Source organism: Streptomyces sp. NPDC058812 (assembly GCF_042744565.1).
GTDB lineage: Bacteria > Actinomycetota > Actinomycetes > Streptomycetales > Streptomycetaceae > Streptomyces > Streptomyces thinghirensis.
The window spans coordinates 199,083-210,946 of sequence record NZ_JBHYOB010000011.1 but is presented as its reverse complement, the minus strand read 5'-3'; the positions used below and the strand labels follow the sequence as shown (position 1 = coordinate 210,946).

The 11,864-nt window shown below is 67.4% G+C and carries 10 protein-coding genes and 2 pseudogenes; 7 read left to right on the top strand and 5 right to left on the bottom strand.

Annotated features, from left to right (window positions below; genetic code table 11):
* Nucleotides 1-198: 198 nt before the first annotated feature.
* A complete protein-coding gene (locus ACFW48_RS23780) occupies nucleotides 199-681 on the bottom strand; it encodes an NUDIX hydrolase (protein WP_328312104.1) in 483 nt (160 codons plus the stop codon).
* 10 nt (nucleotides 682-691) lie between these two features.
* Complete coding sequence (locus ACFW48_RS23775; RefSeq protein WP_386317633.1) at nucleotides 692-1,912, bottom strand: helix-turn-helix domain-containing protein; 1,221 nt, start codon at nucleotides 1,910-1,912, stop codon at nucleotides 692-694.
* A gap of 215 nt (nucleotides 1,913-2,127) precedes the next feature.
* Between ACFW48_RS23775 and ACFW48_RS23770 the strand changes: the two genes are divergently transcribed.
* From ACFW48_RS23770 to ACFW48_RS23740, 7 genes are all read left to right on the top strand, one after another.
* Entirely contained in the window at nucleotides 2,128-3,021 is an 894-nt protein-coding gene (locus tag ACFW48_RS23770) for an aminoglycoside phosphotransferase family protein (protein WP_386317631.1), read from the top strand.
* Between the two features lie 80 nt (nucleotides 3,022-3,101).
* Nucleotides 3,102-4,352, top strand: coding sequence for a methionine adenosyltransferase (locus ACFW48_RS23765; RefSeq protein ID WP_386317629.1), 1,251 nt, complete (start codon nucleotides 3,102-3,104; stop codon nucleotides 4,350-4,352).
* Nucleotides 4,352-5,278 carry a phosphotransferase gene (locus ACFW48_RS23760; RefSeq protein WP_386317627.1) on the top strand — a complete coding sequence of 309 codons (927 nt, stop codon included), beginning with the start codon at nucleotides 4,352-4,354 and terminating at the stop codon, nucleotides 5,276-5,278. The genes ACFW48_RS23765 and ACFW48_RS23760 overlap by 1 nt, the downstream gene beginning before the upstream one ends.
* Nucleotides 5,275-5,985: a histidine phosphatase family protein gene (locus ACFW48_RS23755; RefSeq protein ID WP_386317625.1), complete on the top strand. Its 711-nt coding sequence runs from the start codon at nucleotides 5,275-5,277 to the stop codon at nucleotides 5,983-5,985. The genes ACFW48_RS23760 and ACFW48_RS23755 overlap by 4 nt, the downstream gene beginning before the upstream one ends.
* On the top strand, nucleotides 5,978-7,270 hold the full coding sequence (serS, locus tag ACFW48_RS23750) for a serine--tRNA ligase (protein ID WP_386317623.1): 1,293 nt from the start codon (nucleotides 5,978-5,980) through the stop codon (nucleotides 7,268-7,270). The genes ACFW48_RS23755 and serS overlap by 8 nt, the downstream gene beginning before the upstream one ends.
* Before the next feature lies 1 nt (nucleotide 7,271).
* Nucleotides 7,272-8,294, top strand: a complete 1,023-nt coding sequence (locus ACFW48_RS23745) for a glycosyltransferase (protein WP_386317621.1) — start codon at nucleotides 7,272-7,274, stop codon at nucleotides 8,292-8,294.
* 188 nt (nucleotides 8,295-8,482) lie between these two features.
* Entirely contained in the window at nucleotides 8,483-9,292 is an 810-nt protein-coding gene (locus ACFW48_RS23740; RefSeq protein ID WP_386317619.1) for a hypothetical protein, read from the top strand.
* Between the two features lie 1,003 nt (nucleotides 9,293-10,295).
* Here the strand turns inward: ACFW48_RS23740 and ACFW48_RS23735 are convergent.
* From ACFW48_RS23735 to ACFW48_RS23725, 3 genes and pseudogenes are all read right to left on the bottom strand, one after another.
* Nucleotides 10,296-10,692, bottom strand: a pseudogene (locus ACFW48_RS23735) (hypothetical protein).
* Nucleotides 10,693-10,731: 39 nt separating this feature from the next.
* Nucleotides 10,732-10,959, bottom strand: a pseudogene (locus ACFW48_RS23730) (hypothetical protein); the annotation flags it as partial.
* A gap of 7 nt (nucleotides 10,960-10,966) precedes the next feature.
* Complete coding sequence (locus ACFW48_RS23725; protein ID WP_386317617.1) at nucleotides 10,967-11,863, bottom strand: hypothetical protein; 897 nt, start codon at nucleotides 11,861-11,863, stop codon at nucleotides 10,967-10,969.
* Nucleotide 11,864 lies beyond the last annotated feature (1 nt).

Genomic DNA, 11,864 nt, shown 5'->3' with positions numbered 1-11,864 from the left:
ACACGGGGGCTTCCTTCATGAGGTGGACTCTCCCTACGACATCCCCAGGCCCCGAAGGGGCTCGACAGAGAGAACTCCCGCTGGCCGGCGACCGTCAGGGCATGTTCGAGATCGAACTCGGCCATCCTGATCAGACCGACGAGCCGAGGTCGCTTCGAGGTGAGCACGTCGCGCGTGCTGAGGCCAAGCGGCCCCTGGTCAAGCCCCTGTTTCTGGCGACACTCCTTGTTCCAGGTAGGCAGTCAGGTCAGCTGCACGGGCCTGGATCCCGGCGGTGATCCGGCGTGCGAGGCGTGGAATGGTGAGTTCTGGCAGTTGCTGGGCGTCGTGGAAGTCGTAGCTGCGGAGCTCGTCGGCCTGCAAGGCGATCTGCTGGCGCTGTTCCGCACTGAGACGGCCACCGTCGAAGAGGTAGAGGACCTTGTCTCCCTCTCCCGGATTCGGTGCCCAGTCCACGACGAGTAGGCGGCCGATGTGGGGCTTGATACCCAGCTCTTCGTGGACTTCGCGCATGCAGGCTTGTCGCGGAGACTCTCCGTGCTCGACGTATCCGCCGGGGATGTCGCGGTAGTCCTTGTACGAGGGTTCGACGAGCAGGACCCGGTCGGCGTCGTCGAAGAAGAGTGCGCCGGCTGCCATGCGCGGGTGGGCCATCTTCGCTTCGTGCTCGTTCTCGCTCACGGGACGGACTCTAACCGCCGACGACGCCGAGCCTGCGTGCCAGGTCTGCCACCGGCTGGGACGGGCGGCCTCGGGTACCTCGGATCCAGCCGATGACCAGTTCCCGGCTCAGGTAGTGGTGGCGCACCTGTTCGGGGGCAGCCTGTTCGGCGTCCAGCAAGGTGGCCAGGGCTTCGTCGGTCCGGTTCCAGGCGCTGAGTGCTCGGGCGACTTCCAGGTTGTGCCTCACTCGGCGTTCCACCGGCAAACCGCTGGTGTCGATGCGTTGTCCGAGGTCCGCGGCTATCTGGATGTCTCCGAGCTCTCCGGCGGTGGCGACGCAGTGGATAGCCACGTTCGTCGGGCCGAAGGCCGTCCACAGGTGGTTGGCATCGGTGCCCAACCGCTGTGCGGCTTCGTCGGCTTCTCGAAGGAAGGTCTGCGTCGTCGCCCGGTCCTCCGCTCGGGCGGCCGCCATGGCGCCAGCGAGGAAGAGGGTGCCGTAGACCGAGAGGTACTCGTCGTTCGCGGTGCGCAGGCCAGGCTGCATCACGGCTGCCGCATCGTTCACAAGCTGGACCGCCGGGGTGAAGCGCCCGGTGGCCAGCAGGCAGTGTGTGACTGCCCGGAAGAGCGAGCCCGTCACCGCGCTCTGGCCGCTGTGCTGCGCGGCCGTCAGGCCGCGGTCGGCGGCGATCCATGCCAGCTCCGACTCCCCGACCTTGCCCAGCACCATGGCCGCGCCTTGGTAGGTCAGGGCGAGCAGGGTATGAGCCTCCTCCCTCTTACGCCCCGAGTATGCGCGGGATGCGGCGAGGGCATCGGCCAGTACGAGGGGAAGGCGTCGCGTGGCGAAGCCGTAACGCGACGCCTGATAAGCGTCGAGGATCTCCTTCACGTTGGCCCGAAGGTCCTTCAGAGCGGGCGGTTCGTCATCGGGCGGAGGTACGAGCAGCGGCGTGAGCTGCTTGTAGTCCATGAGCGCTTCGCGCAGAGCGGGCACCGTGCGGCGGCCGCTGTCGTTCGACCAGTCCATGAGGGTCGGCTCGGCGAGCAGGTCTCCGAGGGAGACGTCGAGGGCCTCGGCGAGTGAGGTGATCACCGAGAGCCGGTCGAGCTCGATCCGATTGTTCTCCGCTTTGCTCAGCCAGTCCGTGGTCCGTCCGACAAGGCCGGCCAGGACTTCTTGGGAGAGGCCGCGTCGGCGCCGGTACCAGGCGACGCGCTCGCCGATGGTCAGGTTCTCTGTCATCCCTCGCATGTCCTGAGCATCACCTCGTGGCCGGAATCGACCCCGGAAGGATTTTCCGGGGTGCGGCGGGGTGCCGTACCTACTGTCGCAGTAGATCGAAAAAGCCGCCGGGCAATGTGGTCAACTCCCTCCGCCTTGGCTGGCTTTGGTGATCGGTCCTGCTCCTCGCGCCGGAGCAGGGCACGGCTCGCTGATACGGACTGGAGGTGTGGGGGGTGCGCAACACGAAGACGGCGGAGCCGTGGATCGAGCAGGGTCTCGGCCCGTTCGGCCCGGCAGCTCTCAAGCCGTACTCCAGAACGCGATTCGCCACGGACGGCAGCGCCTTGCTGAAGATCTACGTGGGCATCGACCCCGAGGGTCGGCGCCAGCGTGAGGTCGCGACGGTCGAGCGGGCTGCCCTGTGGGGTATCTCGGTCCCGGCCGTCCTGGCCACGGGAAATGATGAGGCAGGGTCTTGGACGGCATTCCGGGTGGTGGATGGGACGCCGTGCTCGGTAAGCACGCACTCAGCGATTGAGGAGTACATCGGTCACGTCGTGGCTGTGAGTCGCAGGCTGCACCGGCCTGTTGCCGACGCCACTCCCGGATCTGGCTGGGAAGCTCGACGAGCCGGTGTCGTTTCCTCGCACCAGTTCCTGCTCGATCAGTTCTCTCCTCGCTGCCGGTCGCTGCCCTGGTGGGCGGTGCTGAGTGAGGCCCTCCAACCGATCGATTCCCATCCGGTGGTTCGCCTGCATGGTGATCTCAAGCCCGAGCACCTCCTCGTCGACGGCGAGTGCCTGCACGTCGTCGACTGGGAGGCGAGCGCCTGCGGACCGGCCGTCCTCGACTACACCGATGTGGTCTTCCACCTCGTACGCGACCTGCTGTACGGGGGCGTGCCGCCCGGACGCATCCCGGTCGATCTCCTGACCCGGTTGCCGTTCAGTGGCCCGGCCCTGGCCTGGCGCCCGCTCCTCTGGCTCGATCGCCGTCGGACGCAGGACATCGACCTCATCACCGCCCACGACGTCTATCGACTCGCTGCCGAGGAACAGGCTGCCTCCGCGTACCGGTCGCTTGCTCAGTCGGTCGCGCTCCTACGCGCTGCCGGCGTCCCTCGCTGAATCCTCCGCTCCACCGCTCGTCCAGGCGTGCTGACGCCTGCACTCATCCCCTTCTACCCACCCCTGAACTGGAGTTCGTGATGCCTCGTACGAGCACGACCATCGACAACAGCCACATCGTCATAGACACCGGCATGGCCCAGCCGGACGCGACAACCATCGTGGAACGCAAGGGCCTCGGCCATCCGGACACCCTGGCCGACCATCTCGCCGAGCGGTTGTCCCGCGCCTACAGCCGGTACACCGTTCAGCACTTCGGCGCCGTACTGCACCACAACTTCGACAAGCTCGCCCTCCTCGGTGGAGCCAGCGAGGTGCGGTACGGCGCCGGCCGGATGACGTCGCCGGTGCGGGTCCTGGTCAACGGGCGGGCCGCGCCCATGTGCGGCGGCGAGCCGATACCGGTCACGGACATAGTGGAGACCGAGGTCCGGGCGTTCTTCGCCGAGCGACTGCCCGAGGTCTCGGACCACCTCGACATCGTCTTCAACATCACCAGCAACTCGAGCCCGGGTGCCGTCCTCACCGGCGACGGGGTGCCCGACCGCACCCGCTGGTTCAACCCGCGCTCCGTCGAGGATCTCCGCGAGCGGCGGGTACGGCTCTCCAACGACACGTCCCTCGGCACCGGCTGGGCGCCGGAAAACCCCTTCGAGTCGTTCGTACGGGAACTGGTGGACCACTTCTCCGGGAAGAGCGCGTTCACGCTCGCCCACGCCTGGTGCGGCTCTGACGTCAAACTCATGGGCTACTGGGACGGAGCCCAGGCCGACATCGTGTTGTGCGTCCCCCAGAAGTCGCGTCACGTCGCCAGCCGGGCGGAGTACGTCCGCAACGCGGAGACCGTCCTCGCCGAGTGCCACCGTCTCGCTGGCCTCCGGCTGCCTGGAGCGGAGGCGCGCTTCCGGCTGAATGCTCGAGACGTTCCGGAGAAGGACGAGCTGTACCTCACCTACACCGGCAGTTCGATCGAGTCCGGTGATGAAGGCGTTGTGGGGCGAGGAAACCGGGTCAACGGGCTGATCACACCGTTGCGGCCGATGAACCTTGAGGGCGCCAACGGCAAGAACCCCGTCTACCACGTCGGCAAGCTGTACAACGTTGCCGCGCAGCGACTCGCCACCTGGCTCCACGAGGCGACCGAGGGGCACGCCGAGGTTCACCTGGTGAGCACGACCGGGCAGCGACTCGACCAGCCCTGGCGTGTCCTCGTCCGCCTGTCCTCTCCCGACGCCGAGGTGGACAAGGTGCAGGCCCTGGTCACCGAGGCGCTCGGCGAGTTCCCGGCCCTGACGGACGAGCTGGTTTCCGACGGGATCGTGCTGAGCTGATGGTGCTGCGGACGCTCGGAGAGGTTCCCGCAGGGTGCCGACAGCGGCTACTCGCGCACTACGGGCCGGAAGCCCAGGCGTGGCTGGACGCAGCCCCGGCCCTGCTGGAACAGGTCGCCGAATGCTGGCAGTTGTCCCTCGGCGACTATCACGACGCCGGCCACGCCTCGGTGATCGCGACAGCGACCGCCCTCGACGGGCGTCCGCTACTCCTCAAGGCATGGACCGACCCCACCCGGTATCGCCACGAAGTGAGTGCACTGCGGCTGTGGGCCGGCGGACCGACGGCGGACGTCGTCGAGGCCGCTGACGACTTGGCGGTGGCCGCCCTGGAGCTGGTGGGAGGGCGCCCTGGTGGCGCCCAGCGGCCAGAGCGCGAGGTTCAGATGGTGGCGGCTGCCCTTCAGGGGCTGCACATCCTCGGCCAGCGCCGAAGGCGACCGAACAGCTTCCTGCTGCTCACCGACCACCTCGGCACGGAGGTGCTGCCGCGGATCCGGCGACGGATGGAGACGCTCGACCTCGACGCATGGCATCCCCTCGTCGACGCCGCGCTCTCGGCGCTCGCAGGACTGCAGGAAGACCCAGGCAGGACGACCGTCCTGCACGCGGACTTGTATCGGGAGAACGTGCCGTTCGACTGTCTGGGGCACCCTCGCCTACTCGATCCGCTGCCCATGCTGGGCGACGCGGCATTCGACTGGGCCTTCTGGACCGTCTACTACGACCTTGGGCACGGGACCGACGGGCGGCTGGCCGCTGCCGCCCGGATCTCGCGGATCCCCGTTCCCGTACTCGCGCCGTGGTGCAGAGCGCTGGCCCTCGACGGACTCCTCTACTACCTGGAGGCCGGGGACCCGAGAGCACCGCAGATGGCGGGAGTGCTCGCCGGCCTTTCCGCGTCGACCTCGAGGAGGGGCTCGTGACCACCTACGTCCTCCGCCACGGCCAGACGAACTACAGCAAGCGGTACCTTGTCAACGGCGACCCGTCCCAACCCATCCACCTGACTGAGGAGGGTCGGCAATCGCTGAGCCTGGGCTGGTCCACCCTCCCCCTCCACACCGTGAGGACGTGGCTGACCAGCGAGTTCCCGCGTGCCCAGCAGACGGCTTCTCTGCTGATGGGAGTGCCGGCGGCGAAGCTGGTCATCGATCCTCGCCTGAATGAACTCGACTACGGAGAGTTCGAGGGCCGCCCGTTCTTGGAGTACGCGGTCTGGCTTGACGGCCAGGGTCCGAACGAGCGGCCTGCGGGTGGCACCGAGTCCCAGCGCGCCGGCATCCGGAGGATGCTCACCGGATTGCTCGCCACCCTGGAGCGACCCGGACCCCGCGTTCTCGTAGGCCACGGCCTTTTGGCCTCCATGCTCCTCTGGCATCAGAACCGATCTCCGAAGGAGGCCATGCCGCTCTTCTTCCCCGAGGCGCCGTACGTCGAGCCGATCGCCATACCCGACGACGAGCTGCCGGACTGGATCACGGCGCTGATGAGTGATCTCGACAGGGACGTTCCCGGAGGTCGCGCCGACCGCAGTGGCGCGGACATATTCCGGATCGGTGAGGGCTCGGCGGTTGCTACCGTCGATTCCGTATCCCACCAGCCGGATCAAAAGGATCTTCCTCATGCATGATGCCCGCGCCCTAATCGAAATGGGTGCCGAAGCGGTTCGTCGGCTCGCTCGTCGCGGTTACTCCCTGGACCTGTCCGAGCTGGAGTCCCTCCAGTCTCGGCGCAACCAGAACATCCGCTCGGCCGACGAGCTGCGGGCTGAGTCCAAGCGGGTGGCGAGTGAGGTCCAGCAGACGGCCAAGCAGGGCGGCGGCATCTCCAAACTGAAGGAGCGCGCCCGCGAGCTCAAGGACCAGATCCGGGACATCGAGGCCGGGCAGGTGCAGGTCGAGGAACAGCTCCGCGACCTCCTCCTCAGCATCCCGAACCTGCCGGACGACGCGGCCCCCGACGGCGACTCCGAGGATTTCGCGGAAGAGGTCCGACGGGTCGGCACTCCGCCGGCCTTCCCGTTCGAGCCGAAGGACCACGTCGACCTCGGCGAGGCCACCGGCATCCTCGACTTCGCTCGGGCGACGAAGCTGTCCGGCCCGCGCTTCGCGGTCTCGCGCGGCGCCGGAGCGGCGCTGGAGCGTGCCCTGGCCACACTCTTCCTCGACCTGCACACCCGTCGTCACGGATACGTCGAGCACGCGGTCCCGTACCTGGTCACCCGCAAGACGATGACCGGCACGGGGCAGCTGCCGAAGTTCGAGGAGGACCTGTTCAAGACCGGCGTCGCCGACCGCGAGCTGTTCCTGATCCCGACGGCCGAGGTGCCGCTGACCAACCTCTACGCCGACGAGATCATCCCGCCGGCTGAGCTGCCGCTGGCGCTCACCGCTCACACGCCGTGCTTCCGGTCCGAAGCCGGGTCGTACGGGCGCGACACCAGGGGCCTGATTCGTCAGCACCAGTTCGCCAAGGTGGAGATCGTCCAGATGGTCGACCCCGCGGACGCGGACACCACGCTGGAGACGATGGTCGGCCACGCCGAGGCGTGCCTGAAGGAACTTGGCCTCGCCTACCGCGTCGTCAAGCTGGCAGCTGGTGACACGGGCTTCTCCGCTCAGCTCACGTACGACATCGAGGTCTGGATCCCGAGCCAGAACACGTACCGAGAGATCTCCTCGGTCTCCAACTTCGGCACCTTCCAGGCCCGCCGGGCGAACATCCGGACCCGCGGTGAGGGCGGCAAGCCCAAGCTCGTCGCCACGCTCAACGGCTCCGGTCTCCCCGTCGGCCGCACCCTGGCCGCTCTCCTCGAGCAGTGCCAGCAGCAGGACGGCTCCATCGTCCTGCCCGAATCGCTCGTCCCGTACCTCGGCTTCCGCCGTATCTCGGCGGACGGAACACCGGAGGCATAACGTGCTCGTCGGCGTCTGCGACTTCCCTGGTAGCTACGCCTTTCCACCCGCCGGCTACGGCGGGATCGAACGATGGCTGTGGGCGGTCGCCGTAGGCGCCCGAGCCGCAGGCGCCGACGTACACCTTCTTGGGCCGGGCTGGCTCACGGACCTGGAGAACGACTGGGTTCGTCGGCCGGTCCGACTGGAGGACATCACCGCCGGATCGCTCGCCGAGCGCGAGCTTCGCGACACTGGATACGACCTCCTGGTCGTGGGGCACGAATACCCGTCCCTGCCGGCCTGGACGCGCAAGTGGAACGAGCTGGACTGTGACGTCGCCACCTTCCAGCACTCGCCCGTCTTCCAGCACGCCGACGCGGCCTTCGATGGCAGGCGGTCACGGCTCTACTGCTATTCGCCCGAGATGATCGAGCGGTACGCGGAGCACCAGCCGATCACCGAACTCGCCGTTCACCTCGGCCTGGATGAGGAGGAGCCGTCGGCCGTTGCTGGCAGCGACCTTGTGTGGCTTGGCCGAATCGACGAGGAGAAGGCACCGCACCTCGCTGTCCGAGCAGCCCAGATCCTTGGCCGCCGGATACGGGTAGTCGGCCCCGTCTTCGACGAGGCATACGTACGACGCCATGAACGTCTCTTCAGTGCGGACCACGTGAAGTGGATTGGCGAACTCGGCGGCCCGGCCAAGACCGCCGCCATCCGTGACGCATCCGTCTTCGTCTACACCTACGCCCGTACGTACGTGGAAGCCGGCGCAGCCGTCTTCGGTGAGTCCCTCCGCGCCGGTACCCCCATAGCCGCGCTCACTTGGCGCGAAGGGACCTGCGCCGAGGCGGCCCTGTGCGATCGGACGGGCGTGGTCACGGTGGCTGATCCCGCAGAGGACGACGAGACAGCAGCGGAGCTTCTCGCCGTCGCGATCGAGCAGGCCCAGGATCTCAACCACAAAGAGGTCCAGGAGACCGGGATGCATCGCTTCGATCCAGCCCGCCACTTCACGGCGATGTCGACCCGGTCATGCTGAGTAGCCCCGGAGAACTCGTGCTCGGGACTTCGTCCCATTCGGAAGCCCGCTTACTTGCAGCCCTCCGTCAAGCCATTGGATCCCACTGGGAGTTCACTGTTTCCGAGGGGAGGGTCGCGATCGAGCATCCCCACAGGGCGTCGCCGTACTCTCCGCCTCGTCGGTCCCCGTCCTGGGAGGAACTGCTGGTGGGGCTCAAGGTGGGTTTCGCGGCCCAAGGCGCCCCACAGGAGCCCTGCCTGCCAGTTCGGTGGGGCCGTGAGACCGAGCTGACGATCTCGGCCGTCCAAGCCCTTGACCCCTTCCTCAAGGACGGGCGTCCGGTGACCTACCGCAGTGGCTTCCTGCCCCAGCCTGTTGTCCGTTTCACCGGGCAACGTGACGCAACGGGCGATCTCCGGGAAGGGTTTCTGACCTCGTTCGTCAACGTCTCCCGTGTCCAGCCGATTCAGTGCATCGACGAGTACGGGGGGATCCTGGACGGCTGGCTCAGCGTGCTGTCGCGACTGGGTTTCCACGCGCGCCACATCAGCATCAACGGCAAGCTGGCAGCATGGCGGCGCCGCCACGTCGAAGGCATCACCCTTCGCTTCAACCACCTTGATCTGCCTCTCGGCGACATCGTCCTTCTTTGGAATGCCGACAACCCCGCGCGCATGGCCGTAGACCTCGGCACCGGGCTGGAACGGCTGGCCTGGGCGAGGACGAGGCTGAGGTGGAGGGAGCTCGTCTTCGGCCAGTTCGCGTCCCTGGCGCCCTCGCCGACCCTGGACGCCGTCCGCACGGCCACTCTCCTCCTTGCACACGGTGTCCGTCCCGCAGCGCGCGGAGCCGGCGGGATCACCCGCCGGGTGATCGGAACGATCGATCCGGGTGCGGCGAGGCTGGGCGTCAGCTCCCTGGTTCGCGCGTCGTACCGCTATTGGCGACTGTTCGGTGAACCGAAGGTCCCATGGCCAGCCGTGACCATGGCGATCGAGGAGGAACTGGGCATCTGAAGGAAGACCTCCAGTGAGTCGAGTCCGCTTACCGGGGCAAATCTGTCCTTCGCCAGTTGTTCCCGGACAGCGGTCAGTCCAGCGGAACGCCGTGACCTGCGCGGACTCATTTCACTGGCAACGCGGTTGCGTGGCACCGCCCGCCTTGCGAGTGCTGCGACCTGCGGCGACTGGATTGGATGGCAAGGAGAGCCGCGGACTGAGTTCGCTGTCGACGGACACCAGTTGTCCGTTGACATCGAACCCAGTCGTTTTGCCATCGAACCGAGTCGTGCCGCATCCGGCGTGCCCAGAACCACGAAACGAACGAGGGCCAACGGCAAGCCGTCGGTCCTCTGGTCAGCTATCCCACAGCACAGCACGCTCTGCAGCTCATCAGCCGCCGAGAGTCCCCATGCACGTCATGCACCGGCTCGTCGCCCGCAGCTGCGCGTTCCCCTCAGTGGCGATGGCTGGGCTGCTTTCGCTGATACGGCCCCAATCTCCGGGGGACGGATCGAGAATCCAACCCCACTTCGGAGGCCGCACCTCGTCTTCTGTCATGTGATCGCAGGCGCCTGGAACGTGCGCCTTACCATTCTGTTTGATCAAGATGGCGTTGCCGGGGAACCGCCGCCACTCCTGTCGAACACACCTTTCCTCCGGGTGCGCCTTGGGCACGCTGCCATCAGGAGGGCAGGCGCACCCCATGCCGATGATGTTGTCGCATCGCTCGCAGCGGACATCTTTCATGTAACCAAGTGTCCCATCCGAGAGCGTGCAGCTCACGCGTAACGGCATGGCGGCGGTGTCCATTGCGGCGAAACCGAGAGATCACCGCGATTCGACTGGGTTGGATGGCAAAGCGGCTGACTTCGTTGATGTAGGTTCTCACTTTCGGCGTCATGTGCCGACGCTGCGACCTGGACGTTCCCCCTCAGTCTCACGACATGTCGGCAGGCGGCTGTCTCAGAGCGGTGTCATTTCCTCAGGCTGTCCAGCCGCCTCCACCCGGTCCAGGGCGTCACGAACCTGCATCGGCAACCATCCGTTCCACCCACTCATGCACCTTCACTGCTCGCTCGATGCGGCTGAGGATGTCCTTCTTGGACGCCGTGTCCCAAGGTCTCCGGGATCTTGTCAAAGGTGTCGGGAAGAACGTTGAGGAGACCCCAGATCTGTTCGCCGGTGCTGACGGTCAGCAGTTGCTGGCACCTCCACTGCAGCGGCGTCTCGGGCCGGTGCGTGAGCCACTGCACGAGTGTCGGGAACAGGTAGTGCGTCGCATCTGCGGCGAGGTGCTCTCGAAGCCAGTCGACCGGGAGCCGCTGGCTGAAGCCGTGCATGGCGGCATCCTGGGCCAGGTCCAGGAGCTGAGCGGTGTCGACGGCTCGGACGGTGCGGGGAAGGGTCGGGGGCATGCCGAGATGATCCCAAGAAGCCTCCGCGGCGCCGAGAGGTCAGATTGGCCGGGACGCGATCTGCGGATGGGCAGAAGCCCAGACTTCCTCGAACTCCTCGGAGGCGAGTTGTTCGGGGTCGTGGCCTTCCCATTCCGAAACGGGCAGCTCGGCTGTGATCCCGAACCTGCAGTCGTACTCACCGAGGCGGCCTGCGTCGCGGGCCCGCTGCCACTCGGCGAGGGAGGCAGCTGTAATCGGGATCAGCTCAGGCCCTTCGAGTTCGACCGCCGAGTCACCCGCGGGTGTCCGTGCCGGGCCAGGGCCGCACGGGAGGAACAGTAGGGCCGGGCTCGGACATCGCCGAGTCGCTGCCGTCGGTGTCGTCCGGGTACAGGCGGCGGTTGAGGAGGCGGCCGAGCGTGTGCACGGCGGTCTGGATCGCCAGGCGGTCGGCGGCCGTGAGCTGGGGGCCCAGCTGAGGGTGGTCGCTGCTCACGGCGGTCCATCCGGCGGGCTCGAAGGGATCGGGGTCGAACCTGACGCTGAAGGTCTCTCGGGAGACTGACAGGCCGAGGGTCAGCTCGACGCCGTGGATCACGGCCTGGCCCTCGCCCCCGACGGGGACGGCGGTCCGAAACGCCGTCAGATGCTCTTTGTGGGGGGTGTCCAGTTCCGCCCAGTGCTTCTGCGCGGCCTCCTGGGCAGCAGCCAGTAGCGCGAGAAGGCTCTCGCCCGCGTCCACCTTCCGGTCGGGGTTGGTGGAGTCCTCCAGCAGGATGCCGATGCGGTCCAGGGCGATGCTCAGGTGCCAGGCGGCCCAAGTCGCCCAGTCGGGCCGGCAGGTGAGCATCGCGGGCCGGACCAGGGACCATGCGTGCTGGGCGAGTTCCCGCACGGGCTCGGCGGTGAGCGGTGCGTAGGGCGGAAGGATGCCGACGCCTTCGGCTGTCTTGTCGGTGGGTTCGACGCCGCGGGCGCGCAGGTCGTCGTAGACGGTGTCGCGGGAGACGTCGGCGGCGCGGGCGAGTTCGGCGACGGTGCGGGTGCCCGCCCACCAGGCGGCGGCCATCAAGTCGGCGCGGTTGTCGGCGAGGCGGTCGCGGCGGGTGGCCCAGCCGCGCAGAGCGGCCAGCGCCGCGCCGCGCACGTCTGTCGGTTCGGTGTCGAGTGGGTCGACAGTGGAATCCATG

Coding starts and splice junctions, on each gene's coding strand:
- ACFW48_RS23775 (WP_386317633.1), bottom strand. CDS start 1,912: ATGACAGAGAACCTGACCATCGGCGAGCGCGTCGCCTGGTACCGGCGC.
- ACFW48_RS23765 (WP_386317629.1), top strand. CDS start 3,102: ATGCCTCGTACGAGCACGACCATCGACAACAGCCACATCGTCATAGAC.
- ACFW48_RS23760 (WP_386317627.1), top strand. CDS start 4,352: ATGGTGCTGCGGACGCTCGGAGAGGTTCCCGCAGGGTGCCGACAGCGG.
- serS (WP_386317623.1), top strand. CDS start 5,978: ATGCATGATGCCCGCGCCCTAATCGAAATGGGTGCCGAAGCGGTTCGT.
- ACFW48_RS23725 (WP_386317617.1), bottom strand. CDS start 11,863: ATGGATTCCACTGTCGACCCACTCGACACCGAACCGACAGACGTGCGC.